This is a genomic window from Pseudomonas sp. m6p (assembly GCF_055760375.1).
In genome coordinates, this window is sequence record NZ_CM147084.1 from 4,232,942 (window position 1) to 4,251,773 (window position 18,832).

General features: G+C 59.3%; 21 protein-coding genes. 5 read left to right on the forward strand and 16 right to left on the reverse strand.

Going from position 1 to position 18,832, the window contains the following annotated elements:
- Nucleotides 1-8 precede the first annotated feature (8 nt).
- The 10 genes from tolQ to ACYZUM_RS19350 all read right to left on the reverse strand — a co-directional run bounded on the left by tolQ (nucleotide 9) and on the right by ACYZUM_RS19350 (nucleotide 7,852).
- Nucleotides 9-704 carry a protein TolQ gene (gene tolQ / locus ACYZUM_RS19305; RefSeq protein ID WP_007912733.1) on the reverse strand — a complete coding sequence of 232 codons (696 nt, stop codon included), beginning with the start codon at nucleotides 702-704 and terminating at the stop codon, nucleotides 9-11.
- On the reverse strand, nucleotides 694-1,161 hold the full coding sequence (ybgC, locus tag ACYZUM_RS19310; RefSeq protein ID WP_027612533.1) for a tol-pal system-associated acyl-CoA thioesterase: 468 nt from the start codon (nucleotides 1,159-1,161) through the stop codon (nucleotides 694-696). The genes tolQ and ybgC overlap by 11 nt, the downstream gene beginning before the upstream one ends.
- 126 nt (nucleotides 1,162-1,287) lie before the next feature.
- Entirely contained in the window at nucleotides 1,288-2,349 is a 1,062-nt protein-coding gene (ruvB, locus tag ACYZUM_RS19315) for a Holliday junction branch migration DNA helicase RuvB (protein WP_041068559.1), read from the reverse strand.
- Complete coding sequence (gene ruvA, locus ACYZUM_RS19320; RefSeq protein ID WP_003227522.1) at nucleotides 2,350-2,958, reverse strand: Holliday junction branch migration protein RuvA; 609 nt, start codon at nucleotides 2,956-2,958, stop codon at nucleotides 2,350-2,352.
- Between the two features lie 114 nt (nucleotides 2,959-3,072).
- Nucleotides 3,073-3,600 (reverse strand): crossover junction endodeoxyribonuclease RuvC, encoded by a 528-nt coding sequence (ruvC, locus tag ACYZUM_RS19325; RefSeq protein WP_007951206.1) that lies wholly within the window; start codon nucleotides 3,598-3,600, stop codon nucleotides 3,073-3,075.
- A gap of 157 nt (nucleotides 3,601-3,757) precedes the next feature.
- Nucleotides 3,758-4,504 (reverse strand): YebC/PmpR family DNA-binding transcriptional regulator, encoded by a 747-nt coding sequence (locus ACYZUM_RS19330; protein ID WP_003227527.1) that lies wholly within the window; start codon nucleotides 4,502-4,504, stop codon nucleotides 3,758-3,760.
- A 127-nt stretch (nucleotides 4,505-4,631) separates the two neighbouring features.
- Nucleotides 4,632-6,407 (reverse strand): aspartate--tRNA ligase, encoded by a 1,776-nt coding sequence (aspS, locus tag ACYZUM_RS19335; RefSeq protein WP_473061042.1) that lies wholly within the window; start codon nucleotides 6,405-6,407, stop codon nucleotides 4,632-4,634.
- Between the two features lie 100 nt (nucleotides 6,408-6,507).
- Nucleotides 6,508-6,729, reverse strand: coding sequence for an FmdB family zinc ribbon protein (locus tag ACYZUM_RS19340; RefSeq protein ID WP_003227532.1), 222 nt, complete (start codon nucleotides 6,727-6,729; stop codon nucleotides 6,508-6,510).
- 118 nt (nucleotides 6,730-6,847) lie between these two features.
- Nucleotides 6,848-7,198, reverse strand: a complete 351-nt coding sequence (locus ACYZUM_RS19345; protein ID WP_041068547.1) for a ribbon-helix-helix domain-containing protein — start codon at nucleotides 7,196-7,198, stop codon at nucleotides 6,848-6,850.
- 183 nt (nucleotides 7,199-7,381) lie between these two features.
- Nucleotides 7,382-7,852 (reverse strand): Dps family protein, encoded by a 471-nt coding sequence (locus ACYZUM_RS19350; protein WP_003227537.1) that lies wholly within the window; start codon nucleotides 7,850-7,852, stop codon nucleotides 7,382-7,384.
- 310 nt (nucleotides 7,853-8,162) lie between these two features.
- Between ACYZUM_RS19350 and ACYZUM_RS19355 the strand changes: the two genes are divergently transcribed.
- Nucleotides 8,163-8,765 carry a cold-shock protein gene (locus ACYZUM_RS19355; RefSeq protein ID WP_041068544.1) on the forward strand — a complete coding sequence of 201 codons (603 nt, stop codon included), beginning with the start codon at nucleotides 8,163-8,165 and terminating at the stop codon, nucleotides 8,763-8,765.
- A 73-nt stretch (nucleotides 8,766-8,838) separates the two neighbouring features.
- Here the strand turns inward: ACYZUM_RS19355 and ACYZUM_RS19360 are convergent, their stop codons facing one another.
- Entirely contained in the window at nucleotides 8,839-9,045 is a 207-nt protein-coding gene (locus ACYZUM_RS19360) for a SlyX family protein (protein WP_007962092.1), read from the reverse strand.
- A gap of 3 nt (nucleotides 9,046-9,048) precedes the next feature.
- A complete protein-coding gene (locus ACYZUM_RS19365) occupies nucleotides 9,049-9,474 on the reverse strand; it encodes an HIT family protein (RefSeq protein WP_041068712.1) in 426 nt (141 codons plus the stop codon).
- An 894-nt stretch (nucleotides 9,475-10,368) separates the two neighbouring features.
- Between ACYZUM_RS19365 and ACYZUM_RS19370 the strand changes: the two genes are divergently transcribed.
- Nucleotides 10,369-11,718, forward strand: a complete 1,350-nt coding sequence (locus ACYZUM_RS19370) for an OprD family porin (protein ID WP_041068541.1) — start codon at nucleotides 10,369-10,371, stop codon at nucleotides 11,716-11,718.
- A 118-nt stretch (nucleotides 11,719-11,836) separates the two neighbouring features.
- Here ACYZUM_RS19370 and ACYZUM_RS19375 read toward each other — a convergent pair whose 3' ends face one another.
- Complete coding sequence (locus ACYZUM_RS19375; RefSeq protein WP_473061043.1) at nucleotides 11,837-12,679, reverse strand: mechanosensitive ion channel family protein; 843 nt, start codon at nucleotides 12,677-12,679, stop codon at nucleotides 11,837-11,839.
- Between the two features lie 180 nt (nucleotides 12,680-12,859).
- Nucleotides 12,860-13,345 (reverse strand): YajQ family cyclic di-GMP-binding protein, encoded by a 486-nt coding sequence (locus ACYZUM_RS19380; protein ID WP_003227548.1) that lies wholly within the window; start codon nucleotides 13,343-13,345, stop codon nucleotides 12,860-12,862.
- Nucleotides 13,346-13,485: 140 nt separating this feature from the next.
- Between ACYZUM_RS19380 and ACYZUM_RS19385 the strand changes: the two genes are divergently transcribed.
- Genes ACYZUM_RS19385 through ACYZUM_RS19395 form a run of 3 tightly spaced genes read left to right on the forward strand, consistent with a single transcriptional unit; the run spans nucleotide 13,486 to nucleotide 17,073 of the window.
- A complete protein-coding gene (locus ACYZUM_RS19385; protein WP_473061044.1) occupies nucleotides 13,486-14,403 on the forward strand; it encodes a putative 2-dehydropantoate 2-reductase in 918 nt (305 codons plus the stop codon).
- A 45-nt stretch (nucleotides 14,404-14,448) separates the two neighbouring features.
- Nucleotides 14,449-16,485: a sensor histidine kinase gene (locus ACYZUM_RS19390; RefSeq protein WP_473061045.1), complete on the forward strand. Its 2,037-nt coding sequence runs from the start codon at nucleotides 14,449-14,451 to the stop codon at nucleotides 16,483-16,485.
- Nucleotides 16,486-16,488: 3 nt separating this feature from the next.
- Nucleotides 16,489-17,073: a cob(I)yrinic acid a,c-diamide adenosyltransferase gene (locus ACYZUM_RS19395; protein ID WP_473061046.1), complete on the forward strand. Its 585-nt coding sequence runs from the start codon at nucleotides 16,489-16,491 to the stop codon at nucleotides 17,071-17,073.
- Between the two features lie 100 nt (nucleotides 17,074-17,173).
- Here ACYZUM_RS19395 and ACYZUM_RS19400 read toward each other — a convergent pair whose 3' ends face one another.
- Both ACYZUM_RS19400 and ACYZUM_RS19405 read right to left on the reverse strand, forming a co-directional pair.
- Complete coding sequence (locus ACYZUM_RS19400) at nucleotides 17,174-18,121, reverse strand: Nudix family hydrolase (RefSeq protein ID WP_473061047.1); 948 nt, start codon at nucleotides 18,119-18,121, stop codon at nucleotides 17,174-17,176.
- The gene (locus tag ACYZUM_RS19405) at nucleotides 18,118-18,750 is read right to left on the reverse strand and encodes a glutathione S-transferase family protein (RefSeq protein WP_414904910.1); all 633 of its coding nucleotides are present in this window, start codon (nucleotides 18,748-18,750) and stop codon (nucleotides 18,118-18,120) included. Before ACYZUM_RS19405 ends, ACYZUM_RS19400 begins: the two co-directional genes overlap by 4 nt.
- Between the last annotated feature and the right edge of the window lie 82 nt (nucleotides 18,751-18,832).

Genomic DNA, 18,832 nt, shown 5'->3' on the forward strand with positions numbered 1-18,832 from the left:
ATACCTGCTTATTCTTCGCTGGTGTGCACTTTGCGGTGCAGGATCGCCTGGAACTCATCGGCGAAGGTGTAGTAGCGGCTCAGCAAGGTTTCGCTGCGGGCAGAGAAACGGTTGTAAGCGATAACGGCCGGGATCGCGGCAAACAGGCCGATCGCAGTGGCGATCAGGGCTTCGGCGATGCCCGGGGCCACGGTGGCCAGGGTCGCCTGCTGGGCGCTGGCCAGACCGCGGAAGGAGTTCATGATGCCCCACACGGTACCGAACAGACCGATGTACGGGCTGACCGAACCCACGGTGGCGAGAAACGGCAGGCTCTGCTCCAGCTTTTCTTCTTCGCGGGAGATGGCAACGCGCATGGCCCGCGCCACACCTTCCATCACCGCTTCCGGGTCAACACCTGGCTGCTGACGCAGACGGGAGAATTCCTTGAAGCCGGCACGGAAGATCTGCTCCACGCCGGAATCCGGATCCGGGTTGCTGCCGGCCTGACGGTACAGCTTGGACAGGTCGATACCCGACCAGAAGCGCTCTTCAAAGCTCTCCAGGGCGCGTCGACCGGCGCGCAGCAGATTGCTGCGCTGAAAGATCATGATCCATGAGGTCACCGATGCGGCCACCAGGGTCAACATTACCAACTGCACCACGATGCTGGCATTGCTGACCAGGCTCCACATGGAGGAATGGTCGACGACGTTAGCTTCCACGCTTTATCTCCTGCTTTGAGTGTGTACCCGTGCCGCCCGCGTCGGCAAAGGCCGCACGCAAGGATTCGGGCATGGCCCGGGGTTTCAAACTGTCGGTGCGCACGCAGGCCACCAGAAACTGCCCTTCACAGAGCAGCACATTATCCGTGGCCCGCCTGACCTGCTGTTTGAAGCGCAGGCTGGCACGGTTCAATTCGATTACATCAGCGCTTACCAGCAGTTCGTCGTCCAGTCGCGCCGGCGCGTGGTAGCGCGCTTCGCTGGAATGCACGACAAACAACAGGTCCTCTCCGGCCAGTTCCGACTGGGCAAAGCCCAGCGTCCGGAGCCGCTCGGTTCGAGCCCGTTCCATAAACTTGAGGTAATTAACGTAATACACGATGCCGCCCGCATCGGTGTCCTCGTAATAAACGCGACAACGATGTGCGAACGGCTCAAGCCCGTTTTGCGCGCGCATACTCTAGTGCTTACTCCTCGGGTTGCCAATCCGGCCAGGCAACTGTTTTTTCAGTGTTTAAGGCTTTACCGCAAAAGTACCGTCCTGTGACAGTACAAACGCTGAATAAATCGCCAAAAATGTGTATCAATCGTCCACGGCATCGAGAAACTCGTCTGCCACGGGCATCTCGCCCATTCGTGACGGAATGTTTAAACCGAAATGCAGGTACGCATGCCGCGTCACCACCCTGCCCCGCGGTGTACGCATGATGTAGCCCTGTTGAATCAGGTACGGCTCCAGCACGTCTTCGATGGTGTGGCGCTCCTCGCTGATCGCCGCCGCCAGACTGTCGATGCCCACCGGGCCGCCATCGAACTTCTCGATCATGGTCAGCAGCAAGCGCCGGTCCTGGTGATCGAAGCCGTGTTCGTCGACGTCCAGCAGGTTCAACGCCAGATCGGCCACCGACTTGGTGATGTGGCCCTTGGCCCGCACTTCGGCAAAATCGCGTACCCGCCGCAGCAGACGGTTGGCGATCCGCGGCGTACCGCGGGCACGACGAGCAATTTCAAAAGAGCCCTCCGGGTCCAGCGGCAGTCCGAGAATTGACGCCGAACGACTGACAATCGTCGCCAGATCCGCCGTGCTGTAGAACTCAAGACGCTGGACGATACCGAAGCGGTCACGCAACGGATTGGTCAGCATGCCGGCACGGGTTGTGGCGCCCACGAGAGTGAACGGTGGCAGATCCAGCTTGATCGAGCGTGCCGCCGGCCCTTCACCGATCATGATGTCGAGTTGAAAGTCCTCCATCGCCGGGTACAGCACTTCTTCAACGATGGGTGACAGACGATGGATTTCGTCGATGAACAACACGTCGTGCGGCTCAAGGTTGGTCAGCAGAGCCGCCAGATCGCCCGGACGTTCAAGTACCGGACCGGACGTGCTCTTGATCGACACGCCCATTTCCTCGGCGATGATGTTGGCCAGCGTGGTTTTGCCCAGACCCGGCGGGCCGAAGATCAGCGTGTGGTCGAGGGATTCACTACGGCCACGCGCCGCCTGGATGAACAGTTCCATCTGCTCGCGCACGGTCGGCTGGCCAATATAGTCGGCCAGACTGACCGGGCGAATGGCCCGATCCTGGACTTCTTCGCGCTCGCGCGGACTGTGCGCGGCGGCGATCAGACGATCAGCTTCAATCACTTAAATCATTCCCTTCAGGGCGCGGCGGATCAGGTCTTCACTGCTCAAATTCTTGTCCTTGATGGCGGTAATCGCCTTGCTCGCTTCCTGCGGCTTGTAGCCCAGGGAAATCAGCGCACTGACGGCATCGTTCTCGGCAGTGTTGACCGGCGCCGGGCCGTCCGGCTGGTTCGGCACCAGAGCGAACATGGCTGGCGAGGTTTCCCAGGCCTTGAAACGATCCTTGAGTTCGACCAACAGGCGCTCAGCGGTTTTCTTGCCGACACCCGGGACCTTGGTCAACGCCGAGGTGTCCTGCGATTGCACGCAGCGGATCAGCTCATCGACTTCCAGACTCGACATCAGCGCCAAGGCCAGTTTCGGCCCGACACCATTGAGACGGATCAACTCACGAAAAAAGTCTCGCTCACGCTTGCCAGCGAAACCATAGAGTAACTGCGCGTCTTCGCGTACGACCAAATGGGTGTGCAGCGTCAGCGGTTCACCGACCGACGGCAGACGATAAAGGGTGGTCATGGGCACTTCCAACTCATACCCGAGGCCGTTTACATCCAGAATCAGGTGCGGCGGCTGTTTCTCAGCCAGGGTGCCGCGCAAGCGTCCAATCACGTTTCAGATCCTTGAGCGTTGGCCAGCCGTGGGCTGGCGACAGATGGAAGGCGGGAATCGGGCCGACGACCCAGGCGCAAAATCCGCATTCCGCAAAAATGATTGCTGATGCTATCAGAGACGCAGGCGCCCGCCACGACTGCGTGCGGTTCCCAAACCATGCGGCAGCAGGCTGGAACGGGTATGCGCGTGACAAATGGCAATGGCCAGAGCATCCGAGGCATCGATCTGCGGCTTGCTGGTCAGCTTGAGCATGTGCATGACCATCATCTGCACCTGTTCTTTATTGGCCGCGCCGGTGCCGACCACGGCTTGCTTGACCTGAGTCGCGGTGTACTCGGCAATCTCCAGGCTCTCCTCGGCGCCAGCCACAATGGCGGCGCCGCGAGCCTGCCCGAGTTTGAGGGCGGAATCGGCGTTTTTCGCCATGAACACTTTTTCGATGCCCATGGTCACCGGGCCATAGGTCTGAATGATTTCACGCACGCCGCGATAAACGATTTGCAGCCGCTCATGCAGCTCGCCGGCGCCGGTACGGATGCAGCCCGAGGCCACATAGATGCAGCCGCCACGTCCGGTATCGCGAACAATCCCGTAACCGGTGATGCGCGAGCCGGGGTCGATACCCAGAATTAATGTCATAACGCCTGCAGAAATTAATGCGAAAGCTGAGGGTACATGTAGGAGCTGCCGAAGGCTGCGATCTTTTGATCTTTTAAAAGCAGAAAGATCACAGCCTTCGGCAGCTCCTACAGGTGAATTGTAGAGCCATCAAAAACTGCGACCTTTCTATTTTGCGTTAACCGAGCTGAGCGGCCACGTCTTCCGGAATGTCGGCGTTGGAATAGACGTTCTGCACGTCATCCAGATCCTCAAGCATGTCGATCAGCTTGAGCACCTTCTCCGCACCTTCCAGATCCAGTTCGGCGCTGGTGGTCGGCTGCATGACGATTTCCGCGTCGTCGCCCTTGAACCCCGCCGCTTCCAGCGCGTTACGCACCGCGTAGAAGCTGGTGAACGAGGTGAACACGTCGATCGAGCCGTCTTCATGGCTGACCACGTCGTCGGCATCGGCTTCCAGCGCCGCTTCGGTCAGGGCGTCTTCATCGACGCCCGGGGCGAAGCTGATCTGCCCTTTGCGCTCGAACAGGTACGCGACCGAACCGTCGGTGCCGAGGTTGCCGCCGCATTTGCTGAATGCATGGCGGACGGCTGCAGCGGTACGGTTGCGGTTGTCGGTCATGCATTCGACCATCACCGCCACGCCGCCCGGGCCGTAACCTTCATAGGTCAGCTCTTCAACGTTGTCCGCTTCGGTCGCACCGGCGCCACGCGCCACGGCGCGGTCGATGATGTCGCGGCTCATGTTCGCACCAAGGGCCTTGTCCAGGGCCAGGCGCAAGCGCGGGTTGGAACCCGGATCGCCGCCGCCCTGACGGGCCGCAACGGTCAGTTCACGGATCCACTTGGTGAAGATCTTGCCTCTCTTGGCATCCTGACGTTCTTTGCGGTGCTTGATGTTCGCCCACTTGGAATGACCTGCCATAACTCGCTCCGAATTCTCTTGAAACGTTGCCCGCCCTGCTCACGCAGCGGCCGGCCAACAAAAAATCTCGACCTGCTATCTATAGAAAGAAAAAAGGCGCATCCGAAGATGCGCCTTCAGGCCCGTCTTACTCAGACTTTGGCGTTTCGCGCAAACGAATGTGCAGCTCGCGCAGTGCCTTGGCATCCACAACACCCGGCGCTTGCGTCATGACGTCCGCAGCACTCTGGGTTTTCGGGAAGGCGATCACTTCACGGATCGACTGGGCGCCGGTCATCAGCATCACCAGACGGTCCAGACCGAAGGCCAGACCACCGTGCGGCGGTGCACCGTACTTCAGCGCGTCGAGCAGGAAGCCGAACTTCTCTTCCTGTTCCGCTTCGTTGATGCCCAGCAGGCGGAACACCGCTTGCTGCATTTCCTTGCGGTGGATACGGATCGAACCGCCGCCCAGCTCGGTGCCGTTCAGTACCATGTCGTAGGCACGGGACAGAGCGCCGGCCGGGTTGGCTTCCAGCTCTTCAGGCGAGCACTTCGGTGCGGTGAACGGGTGGTGCAACGCGGAGAAGCTGCCGTCGTCGTTTTCTTCGAACATCGGGAAGTCGACGACCCACATTGGCGCCCATTTGCAGGTCAGCAGGTCGAGGTCGTGGCCGAGTTTGATACGCAGCGCGCCGAGGGCTTCGCTGACGATCTTGGCCTTGTCGGCGCCGAAGAACACGATGTCGCCGTCAACTGCACCAACGCGATCAAGGATCACGTTGAGGTTGGCTTCAGGGATGTTTTTCACGATCGGCGATTGCAGACCGTCAACACCGGCAGCGCGCTCGTTGACCTTGATGTACGCCAGGCCCTTGGCACCGTAGATGCCGACGAACTTGGTGTAGTCGTCGATCTGCTTGCGCGGCATGCTCGCTCCGCCTGGAACGCGCAGTGCAGCGATACGGCATTTCGGATCGTTGGCCGGGCCGCTGAAGACCTTGAATTCGACTTCTTTGAGTTGATCGGCAACGTCGACCAGTTCCAGCGGGTTACGCAGGTCTGGCTTGTCGGAGCCGTAACGACGCATGGCTTCTTCGAAGGTCATGTGCGGGAATTCGCCGAACTCCAGATCCAGCACTTCCTTGAACAGGTTGCGGATCATGCCTTCGGTCAGGCCCATGATGTCTTTTTCGTCGAGGAAGCTGGTCTCGATGTCGATCTGAGTGAACTCAGGCTGACGGTCGGCACGCAGGTCTTCGTCACGGAAGCACTTGGCGATCTGGTAGTAGCGGTCGAAACCGGCAACCATCAGCAGTTGCTTGAACAGCTGAGGCGATTGCGGCAAGGCGAAGAAAGAACCGGCGTGAGTACGGCTCGGCACCAGGTAGTCGCGAGCACCTTCCGGGGTCGCGCGGGTCAGGATCGGCGTTTCCACGTCAAGGAAGCCGTTCTCGTCGAGGAAGCGACGGATACTGGTGGTCATGCGCGAACGCAGACGCAGCTTCTCGGCCATTTCCGGACGACGCAGATCGAGGAAGCGGTAGCGCAGACGGGTTTCTTCGCCGACGTCGGAGTATTCGTTGAGCGGGAACGGCGGGGTTTCCGCTTCGTTCAGCACTTCCAGCTCGTAGCCCAGCACTTCGATCATGCCCGACGCCATGTTGGCGTTGGTTGCACCGGCCGGACGCAAACGCACCTTGCCGGTGATTTTCACCACGTACTCGCTGCGCACGCGATCGGCGGCGGCGAAGCTTTCGGCGCGATCCGGATCGAACACCACCTGCGCCAGACCATCACGATCACGGATATCGAGGAAAATCACCCCGCCGTGGTCGCGACGACGGTGAACCCATCCGCAAAGGGTAATTTCCTGGCCTTCCAGGCTTTCGTTCAGTTGGCCGCAATAATGGCTGCGCATCATGGTAGTGGTTTCGCTTCTCGTAATTCGAAATTCGGTGGAGATACCGTCGCACTCAAGCACTGCGGAATCTCACGCGTGTCGTTCGACCTGGGCCTGAACCCTAGTCAGATTTGTCGCCACCGGCCAGATTCTTCTTGGCTCCGGTCTTGAAATCGGTTTCGTACCAACCGCTGCCGCTGAGGCGAAAACCCGGCATGGACAGCTGTTTTTTGAGCTCTGGCGCCTGACAGGCAGGGCAGTCGACCAGCGGTGCCTCGCTGATCTTTTGAATGGCTTCCAACTGATGACCACAGGAAGCACATTGGTAATCGTACATCGGCATGGGGGTGTCTCGGCGATCAGATTGCCACCGCGCGCAGGGCTTTGCGGCGAAAGAGCGGGATTATATCCATTAAATGCGGGCTGTGCAGCCGTAAGACTGCACAGCCCGCCACGTCATTTCAAGTATTGGTCGTTCCGGGCATGACGGTCGCCGGGGTATCCCGCAGACCATTCATCACACACACCACCCGCACCAGACCGCTGAAGTTTTTCACCCCGCCGTGGCGCAGGTGCACTTCACGGTCCACATGTGACAGCAGCGTGCTGACCGAACAGCCGTTGTGCCCGGCCATGTCACCAAGAATGTTCCAGTAAACCTGCTCGAGCCTCAAGCAAGTGGCAAACCCGTTCAAACGCACCGACCTTGCCAGCGGCCGGATCAGCTCAAAATCAAAATCGCTGACAAACGGATCGACCTTCATTTCCCGTTGCGAACCGACATGCTCGCATCGCCTGTCTCCACCTACCATATCGCTGACACTCCTTTGCCATCGCTGCTTGTAATAAAGACAACATCCTGTGCCTTCATAAAAACGCAGACGCAAAGTCAGCGCCAGATGACTAGTTGCCCAGCGACGTAGGATAAGCCGACATGTTCAGTAAGATTTGAAACAGTACGCGGACATCCCCCCGGACATCCGCGCAAACGCTTGTCAGGTCTCGAGCAACGCGCGCAGCATCCACGCAGTCTTCTCATGCACCTGCATGCGCTGGGTCAGCAGGTCGGCTGTCGGCTCGTCACTGACCTTGTCCAACAGCGGGAAGATCCCGCGAGCGGTACGAGTTACAGCCTCTTGGCCCTCGACCAACTGCTTGATCATGTCCTCGGCGCTTGGCACGCCGACTTCCTCTTTAATGGAGGAGAGTCGCGCGTAAGTCGCGTAGGCACCCGGCGCCGGAAAGCCCAGGGCGCGGATACGCTCGGCGATCAGATCCACCGCCAGCGCCAGCTCGTTGTATTGCTCTTCGAACATCAGATGCAGGGTCCTGAACATGGGACCTGTGACGTTCCAGTGGAAGTTATGAGTTTTCAGATACAGCACGTAGGTGTCCGACAACAACCGCGACAGCCCCTCGACGATGGACTTGCGGTCTTCTTCACTGATACCGATATCGATTGCCATGCTTACCCCCTAAGGCGATTGAATTCATCCAACAGGTGCAGACCCACTCTAGCAAGGCAGCCGCGACCTCGCAGCCGGCAATTTTCGCTCGCCGTGCGACAAATCGACCGGGCAGGTGCCGCTGGCCGGGGTGATTTGAGTCGTTGCAGGCTTTGCTGTTAAATAGGCAGTGTGTCGCTATGCCCCATTTTTCGGGGCCTCGCGCATAGGCTGATGCCGGGCACGTGTCCAACGCCTCTTTATTGTTTCCGAAGCGAACCGTGCGCCTTCAGCTCTTCCTTGTGAGCCGTCATAACGTGAGCCAATCAAAATGTTGAAAATCGTCCACCTGCTAATGGGCGCAGCGGCCTTGCTGCTGTCGTTCATACCCAGCTTGAAAGCCGAAGCTGTTCCTTACCTGCAACAACCCGATGCACTTTACCTGGCCTTTTTCGGCCTGCTGAACCTGGTCATCGCTCCAGTGATTCCTTACTGGAACAAAGGCCCGCGCCAGCATCTGCAAAATCTGGTCAGCGCTCTTCTCGTGCTGACTGTCGTCCTGCAAACCCTGACCCTGATCGCACCGATGCCTGTCATCGCCGGTCAACCGGCGGTGTTGTTCAGCCTGGTGATCGCCCTGGTTGCCGTGGTCCTGCATCTGGCCATCAGCTTCTACAAGTCTTCACCGGCCGCCGCACCGACTACCTATGACATGAGCAACCGCGATACCGGTACCGTCAAGTGGTTCAACACGTCCAAAGGCTTCGGCTTTATCTCCCGGGATTCCGGCGATGATATTTTCGTGCACTTTCGTGCAATCCGTGGCGAAGGTCACCGCGTCCTGGTCGAAGGCCAACGCGTGGAGTTCTCGGTGATGAACCGGGACAAAGGCCTGCAAGCCGAGGACGTGATCGCCGCCCTGCCGCGTCGCTGATTCGAGGCAACAAAAAACCGCGAGCAGCCAGGCTGCTCGCGGTTTTTTTTACGCCTGCACAAACGTGTTGGCATCAGTAATGCGGCGGTGGTGCTTCTTCCTCGAAAGAATCGAACTGCCCGACCATCTCCTCCTGACGCTTGAGCAACGCCGCCATTTGCAACTGCAGGCGCTCGATCACGCGCTGCTGCGCCACCAGCTCATCGTTCAACGCCTGAATGGTGTCATCCTGAAACGCCAGGCGGCTTTCCAGATCGGTAACGCGCTCTTCAAGGTTCATGGTTCAACCCTCCAGAAACGTGAAGTGTTCGGTCAGCACCAGACTCAGCCGCTCACGAATGCCCGCCACCTCCTCGGCACTGTAGGGTCTGGCCGGGTGTTTACCCCAGACCGGCGCCGGCCAGGCCGCGTCATCACGCTTGCGCACGATCACATGCATGTGCAACTGGCTGACAACGTTGCCCAGCGTCGCAACGTTCAACTTGTCGGCGTCGAACAGATCCTTCAGCAGCTCTGCCAGCGCCGTGGTTTCCTGCCACAACTGCTGCTGGTCGGCGACATCCAACTGAAACAACTCGCTGATATCGTCGCGACGAGGCACCAGGATGAACCACGGGTAATTGGCATCGTTGGACAGCAGCAGCCGGCAGAGCGGGAAATCGCCGATGGTCAGGGTGTCCTGTTGAAGTCGTGAATCTAAAGCAAACACTGCATGCACTCCCGGCTGATCGACATAATTCAGCTTAGCGGCCGTGAACGACAGGCGACACACCAAGCGACAGGCAGGCAGCATACCTGCGAATCCATCAGGCTTCACGAGCGCCGTGCCCGCCCAGGCCATCACAGCCCAGGCAAGGGACATTTGCAGAGACCGCGCACCATTACAGCGCCAGGACGGTGCCCGGACACGGGCAAACACCCGAAATGGGCAGGTTCATTGACAGCAGGCTCGTCACAAGCTGTATGAATCCGGTACAGCCTGTAAATTTTTTGCACCAAAACCGCACAGTGCGTCTACGCTCAGTGCGTCGGGCATCCGCCAAATACTCACTGACGGGGTGAACCGGTAACGTTTTTGGTTGTCATGGCCCCACTCGAACCTGACAACACGATGCAAAGGTATGCGTCAAGCCCCTGATACAAAAGGGCTTGAACCCCCGTTTTTATGCGGTTTTTACAGCGAAAGGCGGGTGTGCAGAAAAATAAACGTGGCAACCCTGCACTTTGTGCACGCTTGTTGCATTGAGACACACATGGTCTATAGCGCACCACGGGAAGTGGCAGCTTGAGACCAAACAAATACGGTGGCAGGGTTGCCCCAATGGAGATTCAAGTGTTTTGCCAGGGACTCTTTTTTACCGATGCAAAAAGGCCCAGAAACAGCGATAAAGTTGTCAGCCCGGCTGCATGGGTAACGTGAATTTGCGACATCAACCCAGCTGTTTGCGACGTCGTCGTAAAGATCATGAAAGGTTGTATGAGCAAGTATCGCCAACATTGTCGGCGTGATATAAGTTTGCGCCGACACAAAAAGAAAGAGCCGCCCAGATAATAAAACAGGTGGGACGGCAGTACTCTTCTAAAACCAAAGGAGCAAATCACGATGCGCGTGATGAAGTGGAGCACAATCGCACTGGCAGTTGCAGCAGCAGCCAGCACTCAGTTGGCTACGGCCGCCCCGTTTGTTAGTGACCAGGCAGAAGCCAAAGGTTTCGTTGAAGATGCAAAACTCACCGAAACGTTGAAGAACTACTACTTCAACCGCGACAACAAGAACGGCGGTCACGACCAGAAAGACTGGACTCAGGGCTTTCTCGGTAACTTCACTTCCGGTTACACCCAAGGCACCGTAGGCGTCGGTATCGATGCATTCGGTTACCTGGCGGTCAAACTGGATGGCGGTGATGGTACTTCCGGCACCGGTAACATGAGCCGTAGCGACACCGTCAAAGCCAACGGTTATGCACACGACGTTAACGACAGCCAAGGCAAAGCCGGCGCAGCCGTTAAATTCCGCATCTCCAAAACCGAGCTGAAATTTGGCGACATGCAGCCAAGCACCGCTCCGGTATTCGCTGTTGGCGGCTCCCGTATCCTTCCGCAAACGGCCACTGGCTTCCAGTTGCAGAGCAGCGAAGTCAAAGACCTTGACCTCGAAGCCGGTCACTTCTACTCGGCCACCAGCCAGGACAAAAACGCTCGTGAAGGCGGCCTTTACGCCACTTACGCGGGTGTTGAAGCCAAAAACATCGACTACTTCGGTGGCAAATACGGCATCACTGACAACCTGACTGCCTCGCTGTACGGCGCCAAGCTGGAAGACATCTGGAACCAGTACTACGCCAACGTGAACCTCACCACCCCATTCGGTGGCGACACTTCGCTGAACACTGACTTCAACATCTACCGCACCACCGACACCGGCAGCGCCAAAGCGGGCGACATCAGCAACACCGCCTTCTCGCTGGCAACCGCCCTGTCGTTCCTGAAGGCACACACCTTCACCCTGGCCTTCCAGAAGGTCAACGGCGACACTCCGTTCGACTACATCGGCGTAGGCAAGAACAACCGTGGTGGCGACTCGATCTTCCTCGCCAACTCCATCCAGTACTCCGACTTCAACGGTGCAGGCGAGAAATCCCTGCAAGCCCGTTACGACCTGAAAATGGCCGAGTACGGCGTTCCTGGCCTGAGCTTCATGGTTCGTTACGTTAAAGGTTGGGATATCGACGGTACCCACACTCCAGCGGGTAGCGCTTACGCCGGCCTGTACGGTGAAGACGGTAAACACCACGAAACCAACTTCGAAGCCAAGTACGTTGTTCAGTCTGGCCCAGCAAAAGACCTGTCCTTCCGCATCCGTCAAGCCTGGCACGTTGCTAACGCTGACGAAGGCGAAGGCGACGTTAAAGAGTTCCGCCTGATCACCGAATACCCACTGAACATCCTGTAATTATCAGTGGTTAGTTTGGAAGCATAAAAAAAGGCCCATCTTCGGATGGGCCTTTTTTATTGCCTGTCACTTGTCATAAATGCCTGACCAACAAGTCAGGCATTTAATTAGCAACCTATCATTGTGTAGCTGTTTCCTGAACCACACGAATCACCCGCTGTGGAAACGGAATATCAATACCGGCCGTCTTCAAACGATCACGCGACTGTTCGTTAAACATGAACATCACGTCCCAGTAGTCTGCAGTTTTAACCCATACACGCAGGGAAACAGTGATCGAACTGTCACCCAGCGTCGAAATGACCGCTTGTGGCGCAGGGTCCTGCAATACGCGCTCATCCTTGGCCAGATCCAGCAGTACCTGACGGGCTTTCTGCAGATCCGCTTCGTAATCCACACCCACGTCGAACACCACTTTGCGGGTTGGCTGACGGTTGGTGTTGGTGATGATGCCGTTCGACAGATTGCCGTTCGGGACGATGATGGTCTTATTGTCACCGGTACGCAGCACGGTGTGGAAAATCTGGATGCTGTCGACAGTACCCGCCACGCCTTGCGCTTCGATCCAGTCGCCGATACGGAACGGACGGAACAGCAGAATCAGCACGCCGCCAGCGAAATTCGCCAGGCTGCCCTGCAACGCCAGACCGATGGCCAGGCCAGCAGCACCGATCGCGGCCACGAACGAGGTGGTTTCCACGCCGATCATCGAGGCCACGCTGACGATCAGCAACACCTTGAGGATGATGTTCGCCAGGCTGCTGATAAAGCCTTGCAGCGCCAGGTCGGCAATGCGCAGGGCAAGCAGACCGCCAAGCTTTTGCGTGACCTTGTTGATCAGCCACCAGCCGATCGCCAGGGTAATCACCGCCAGCAGCACACGGCTGCCGTATTCCATGATCATCGGAATCCACGCCTGGGACGCCTTGACCAGGTTGTCTACCTCAGCATTCAAATCCATCTTCCATCTCCTGATTTCCGGCTACCCGGGCTGTAAAAAATCAGCGGCAGAAACCGCCAGGTATACATAAAACAATGTGGGAGCGAGCTTGCTCGCGAAGGCGATGTGTCAGTCAACTCATGGCTGAATGACATACAGCTTTCGCGAGCAAGCTCGCTCCCACAGATCATCTGACCGAGCTTAGTCGCGGAAGTTGTTGAACTGCAGCGGCATGCCGAATTCCTTGGCACGCAGGGCCGCGATGGCTTCCTGCAGGTCATCGCGCTTCTTGCCGGTCACACGCACCTGTTCGCCCTGAATGGCGGCCTGCACCTTGAGCTTGGCGTCCTTGATGTGAGCGACGATTTTCTTCGCCAGCTCCTTGTCGATGCCTTCCTTGAGAATCGCGTCCTGCTTCATCAGTTTGCCCGAGGCATAAGCGTCTTTGACTTCAAGGCACTGCACATCGATCTTGCGCTTGGTCAGGGCCAGCTTCAGGATCTCGATCATCGCTTCCAGCTGGAACCCGGCTTCAGCGGTGAGGTTGACGGTCAGGTCCTTTTCCTTGAACTCGAAGCTGCCTTTGCCTTTCAGGTCATAACGACGATCGAGTTCCTTCACGGCGTTCTCGACCGCGTTGGTCAGCTCGTGTTTGTCCAGTTCGGATACCACGTCGAACGACGGCATGTAGTCTCTCCAATAAAAAGGCGCGCTCGATCAGGAGGGAGCGCGCTTGGCTTGCGGTTAAAATCCGGCTCATTATAACGGGTCTTTTCCCACCAACACGGCGAGCCTTGCATGCCAGTACCTTACCGAGTGAAAAACTGATGTCCACCCCCTGGCACGTTCTCGGCGCCGGGAGCCTCGGCACCCTCTGGGCCACGCGTCTGGCCCGCGCGGGTCTGCCGGTACGGCTGATCGTGCGTGATGCCGAGCGTTTGCGCAGCTATCAGGCGGCCGGCGGGCTGACCCTGGTCGAGCACGGCGCAGCCACCACCTACGCCGTCCCCGCGCAAACGGCGGATGACCCGGAGCCGATCCGCCGCCTGCTCGTCGCCTGCAAAGCCTATGATGCCGAAAGCGCGGTCGCCCGCCTCGCCCCGCGCCTGAGCGCAGATGCCGAGCTGATCCTGCTGCAGAACGGCCTCGGCAGTCAGGACGCGGTCGCAGCGGTGGTTCCGCAGGCACGCTGCATCAGCGCCTCCAGCACCGAAGGCGCGTTCCGCGACGGCGACTGGCGCGTGGTGTTTGCCGGGCACGGTTTCACCTGGCTGGGCGATGCCGGTCATCCGGTGGCGCCGATCTGGCTGGACGACTTGCAAGCGGCGAACATCCCCCACGAATGGAGCACCGACATCCTCACCCGGCTGTGGCGCAAACTGGCGCTCAATTGCGCGATCAATCCTTTGACCGTGCTCCACAATTGCCGTAACGGCGGACTGGAGCAGCATCAATGCGAAGTCGCCACGCTGTGCGCGGAACTGGCCGAGTTGCTGGAGCGTTGCGGTCAACCGGATGCGGCGCTCAATCTGCAACAGGAAGTCGAACGAGTGATCCACGCCACTGCGGCCAACTACTCGTCGATGTATCAGGACGTGGCGAACCAGCGCCGCACCGAAATCAGCTACCTGCTGGGCCACGCCTGCAAAGTCGCCACCCGTCATCAACTGAACCTGCCGCACCTCAAGCAATTGCAGCAGCGTCTGGTCGAGCATCTGCGCAGCCTTGGATTGCCCAGCGACTGAGCAGCGGCTACGCTGGCCACTTGTTCCTTTGCTGCGATAAACCTGATGCCATTGCGCCAGCGCCTCGAAAACCTGCCGGTCGGCCAGAAACTGCTGGCCGCCCTGCTGGTGTTGTTGACCACCGTTCTTCTGGTCGCCAACCTGACCTTTATCAGCGCCGCCTATTACATCTCCCAGGAAAGCATGGCGCCACAGGCGTTGCAGACCATCGGCCGGTTGATCTCCAACCCGAGCCTGGTCGCGCAAGCCCTGGAATCGCCACAAAGCGCCGAACGCCTGCTCAAGGAACTCGACAGTTACTCGCCGCTGCGCGCGGCAGCGCTGTATGACGGCAAAGGTGACCGTCTCGCTCAGGTGCAGCGTGGCGACAAGCTCAATCTGCCGGAACGCTATCGACACATCGAAGCCTGGCAACTCACCGAGTTTCGCAGCAACCAATTGATCACCCTGCCTCGCCCGGGCACTGCACCGGGTCATCTGCTGCTGGTGGCCAGCAGTGAACTGCCGATGGCGTTTTACACCGGCACCCTGACGGCCAGCCTCGGCATTCTGATTTTCAGTGTGCTGCTGTGGTTGGTGATTGCGCGGCAGATCAAACGCCTGATCACCCGCCCGATCCATGAGCTGGAGGAGCTCTCGCGCCAAGTCACTCGCGAAGAGAACTACGCCCTGCGCGCCTCGCGCGGCAATCACGACGAAATCGGCAGCCTCGCCGAGGCGTTCAACACCATGCTCTCGCGCATCGAAGCCCGCGAGCAGCAGCTCAAGCGCGCCCGCGATGACTCGCAGGCCGCCTACGATCAAGCTCAGGGGCTGGCCGAAGAAACCCGTCACACCAACCGCAAGCTGGAACTGGAAGTCCAGGTTCGCAGCAAGATCGAGAAGAAGCTCACCGGCTTCCAGAACTACCTCAACAGCATCATCGACTCCATGCCCTCGGCGCTGATCGCCCTCGACGAGCAGCTCTACGTGACCCAGTGGAACCAGGAGGCCAGCGCCCTCTCCGGCACGCGCCTGGATGAAGCGCTGAACCAGCCGATCTTCCTCGCCTTCGAACCGCTCAAGCCGTTTCTGCCGCAACTCAAGCAGACCGTGGAAGAACACACGGTGGCGAAGATCGAGCGGGTGACCTGGTTCAAGGACGACGAGCCCAAGCATTACGCCCTGACCTTCTACCCACTGATGGGCGGTGCCGGGCGCGGCGTGGTGATCCGCATCGACGACATCACCCAACGCCTGTCGCTGGAAGAAATGATGGTGCAGTCGGAAAAAATGCTCTCGGTCGGTGGCCTCGCCGCCGGCATGGCCCATGAGATCAACAATCCGCTCGGTGCAATCCTGCACAACGTGCAGAACATTCGCCGGCGGCTGTCGGCGGATCTGCCGAAGAACCTCGAAACCGCTGAACAGCTCGGCATCGAACTGGACACGGTCAACCGCTACCTGCAAAGCCGTGAAGTGCCGAAACTGCTCGACGGCATCCAGCAGGCCGGCGCCCGCGCGGCAAAAATCGTCACCCACATGCTCAGCTTCAGCCGGCGCAGCACCCGGCAAATGGCCCCGTGCGATCTGCCCGCGTTGATCGATCAAGCGGTGGAAATTGCCGGCAACGACTTCGATCTGGCGATCGGTTTCGACTTCAAGGGTCAGGCGATTATCCGCCAGTTCGACCCGGCGCTCGGCCCGGTGCCTGGCACCGCCAACGAACTGGAGCAGGTGCTGCTCAACCTGCTGAAAAACGCTGCGCAAGCCATTCATCAGCGCGACGATGACAGCGAGCCGGGACGGATCATTCTGCGCACCCGACTCAATCCGCCATGGGCCGAGATTCAGGTCGAAGACAACGGCATCGGCATGAGCGAGAGCGTGCGCAAACGCACCTTCGAGCCCTTTTTCACCACCAAGGAAATCGGCCAGGGCACGGGGCTGGGGCTGTCGGTGTCGTACTTCATCATCACCAACAACCACAAAGGCCAGATGGAAGTGCAATCGGCGCCGGGTCAGGGCACCTGTTTCACCCTGCGTCTGCCGCTGACACAACCGGCAGCCATCCCCGCCGAAACCAATCAACTAACGAGGTAACCCATGGGCTTTCGTTTGTCGAAGATCTACACCCGCACCGGCGACAAAGGCGAAACCGGCCTGGGCGATGGCCGCCGCGTGCCCAAGGATCACCCGCGCATCGAAGCCATTGGCGAAGTCGACACACTGAACAGTCAGGTCAGTGTGCTGCTGGCCGGGCTGCTCGCCGAGCGCGAGGCGTTCCCCGATCTGAATGAACTGATCGAGGTGCTCGCGCCTTGCCAGCATCGTTTGTTCGATCTGGGCGGTGAGCTGGCGATGCCGGCCTATCAGGCGTTGAACACGGCGGAAATCGAACGCCTGGAAGCAGCGATTGATGCATGGAATGAAGAATTGGGGCCGCTGGAGAATTTCATTCTGCCCGGCGGTTCGATGCTGATCGCCCAGGCTCATGTATGCCGCAGCCTGGCGCGCAGTGCCGAGCGGCGCTGTCAGCATTTGAATGCGATCGAGCCGTTGGCCGGGGTGGGGTTGGCGTACATCAATCGGTTGTCGGATTTGCTGTTTGTGGCCGCAAGGCTGATTGCGCGGCGGCAGGGAATTGCGGAGATTCTGTGGCAGCCGGCGGCCAAACCTTCAGATATCTAGCGCCTGTAAGGACGCCTTCGCGAGCAAGCTCGCTCCCACAGGTATGTGAACAACATAGAACCTGTGGGAGCGAGCCTGCTCGCGAAGAGGCCAGCTGCCTCTACAGAGAATCCGGCCAGAATGCGCGAATCCCCGCCACACCCTGAGCCCCGACACCCCAAGCCTTCTCGCGCTCCACCGGACCAACACCGCCGAGCAAGAACACCGGTTTACTGAAGCCCTCGATCAACGTCGACGCCTGCTCCCAACCCAACGGCTGCGCATTCGGATGGGTCAAGGTCGGCTGAACCGGCGACAGGGTGACGAAATCCACGCCCATCTGCTCGGCCAGCGCCAGCTCTTCAGCGTTATGGCACGAAGCCGCGAGCCAGCGCTCCGCCGGCAACGGGCGCCCCGCTTCGGCGTATTTGCGCAGTTGCGCGGCGGTGATGTGCCAGCCGGCAGCCGGGAAATCGCCAAGCCATTCGAACGGCCCCTTGATCATCAACTGCGCCTTGCCAGCACACAGGCCGACTGCATCCACCGCCAGGTCTCGATACTTGGGGTCATAGCCGTTCGGTGCGCGCAGCTGGATCAGTTTGATCCCGCCGGCAATCGCCTTCTGAATGCCGCGCAGCAGGGCCGGGGCTTCCAGATCTTCCGGGGTGATCAAGTATTCGCCGGGCAAACGCGCGGCGGCGACAATCGGCTGGTTGGCGGCTGGGAACTCGTAGTTCAGCAGGTCCTTGGCGTTGACCCAGGCCAGTGGCTGACCTTCAGCACCGTGCGGTTCGCCGCTGAACTGCGACACTTCCCAGACATCCAGCAACACCTGCTTGTCCGGGTAATCGTGGCGAACCTTGATCAGCGGACGAGCGGCGCCAACGACAATGCCCAGCTCTTCGTGCAGCTCCCGCGCCAAGGCGCTTTCGACGGATTCATCAGCCTCGACCTTGCCACCGGGAAATTCCCACAGACCTCCCTGATGCTGGGTATCGGCACGGCGGGCGATCAGGATTTTGCCACGGTCGTCACGAATGACGGCAGCGGCGACGTGTACGCGTTTCACGGATTCAACTCCTCCAGTCCAGCCTTTTGCCACGCCTTGAAGGCGGGCCATTGGTAGACGGTTTCAACATAGGCTTGATCAACCGCCGGTAACGGCACCTGGTAAGTTCGCAGACGCACGGCGATCGGCGCGAAGAACGCGTCAGCCAGGCTCACTCGGCCAAACAGATACGGCCCGGGCTCCGTGGCGGCAGCACGGCATTCAGCCCACAACGCGAGCATGCGTTCGATATCGACTTTCACCTCCGGCGGTACCGGGTTGAGCGGAGCATCGTGGCTCAGGTTGAACGGCATGTGATTGCGCATGGCGAAAAAGCCACTGTGCATCTGCGCGCACGCAGAACGGGCCTGAGCGCGAGCGTAAACATCGCTCGGCCAGAGCTGTTCGGCCGGGAACTGTTCGGCCAGGTATTCGGCAATCGCCAGGGAGTCGGCGATGGTGCCGCGAGAGGTTTGCAGCAACGGCACCTTGGCGGTCGGCGAATGCTTGAGCAGGCGCTCGCGGGTGTCGGGCTTGCCGAGCTTGATCAGCTCTTCGCTGTAAGGGGCGCCGGTCAGTTCCAATGCCAGGGCGGCGCGCAAGGACCAGGAAGAAAGCAGTTTGTCGCCGATGATCAGGTGCAGGGACATGGTGTGGCGCCTTTTCGTCAGTGGATAAACCTGGAAACTTGTACTCTTGAGCTGCCGTCTTCGCGAGCAGGCTCGCTCCCAC

What these genes read in the sequence shown, in the direction of transcription:
- ACYZUM_RS19340 (WP_003227532.1), bottom strand. Translation starts at nt 6,729, where the DNA reads ATGCCGATGTACGATTACCAATGTGCTTCCTGTGGTCATCAGTTGGAA.
- ACYZUM_RS19405 (WP_414904910.1), bottom strand. Translation starts at nt 18,750, where the DNA reads ATGTCCCTGCACCTGATCATCGGCGACAAACTGCTTTCTTCCTGGTCC.
- ACYZUM_RS19330 (WP_003227527.1), bottom strand. Translation starts at nt 4,504, where the DNA reads ATGGCAGGTCATTCCAAGTGGGCGAACATCAAGCACCGCAAAGAACGT.
- ACYZUM_RS19385 (WP_473061044.1), top strand. Translation starts at nt 13,486, where the DNA reads ATGTCCACCCCCTGGCACGTTCTCGGCGCCGGGAGCCTCGGCACCCTC.
- ACYZUM_RS19395 (WP_473061046.1), top strand. Translation starts at nt 16,489, where the DNA reads ATGGGCTTTCGTTTGTCGAAGATCTACACCCGCACCGGCGACAAAGGC.
- ACYZUM_RS19390 (WP_473061045.1), top strand. Translation starts at nt 14,449, where the DNA reads ATGCCATTGCGCCAGCGCCTCGAAAACCTGCCGGTCGGCCAGAAACTG.
- ACYZUM_RS19370 (WP_041068541.1), top strand. Translation starts at nt 10,369, where the DNA reads ATGCGCGTGATGAAGTGGAGCACAATCGCACTGGCAGTTGCAGCAGCA.
- ybgC (WP_027612533.1), bottom strand. Translation starts at nt 1,161, where the DNA reads ATGCGCGCGCAAAACGGGCTTGAGCCGTTCGCACATCGTTGTCGCGTT.
- ACYZUM_RS19380 (WP_003227548.1), bottom strand. Translation starts at nt 13,345, where the DNA reads ATGCCGTCGTTCGACGTGGTATCCGAACTGGACAAACACGAGCTGACC.
- ruvC (WP_007951206.1), bottom strand. Translation starts at nt 3,600, where the DNA reads ATGACATTAATTCTGGGTATCGACCCCGGCTCGCGCATCACCGGTTAC.
- ACYZUM_RS19355 (WP_041068544.1), top strand. Translation starts at nt 8,163, where the DNA reads ATGTTGAAAATCGTCCACCTGCTAATGGGCGCAGCGGCCTTGCTGCTG.
- aspS (WP_473061042.1), bottom strand. Translation starts at nt 6,407, where the DNA reads ATGATGCGCAGCCATTATTGCGGCCAACTGAACGAAAGCCTGGAAGGC.
- ACYZUM_RS19375 (WP_473061043.1), bottom strand. Translation starts at nt 12,679, where the DNA reads ATGGATTTGAATGCTGAGGTAGACAACCTGGTCAAGGCGTCCCAGGCG.
- ACYZUM_RS19360 (WP_007962092.1), bottom strand. Translation starts at nt 9,045, where the DNA reads ATGAACCTTGAAGAGCGCGTTACCGATCTGGAAAGCCGCCTGGCGTTT.
- ACYZUM_RS19350 (WP_003227537.1), bottom strand. Translation starts at nt 7,852, where the DNA reads ATGGCAATCGATATCGGTATCAGTGAAGAAGACCGCAAGTCCATCGTC.
- ACYZUM_RS19345 (WP_041068547.1), bottom strand. Translation starts at nt 7,198, where the DNA reads ATGGTAGGTGGAGACAGGCGATGCGAGCATGTCGGTTCGCAACGGGAA.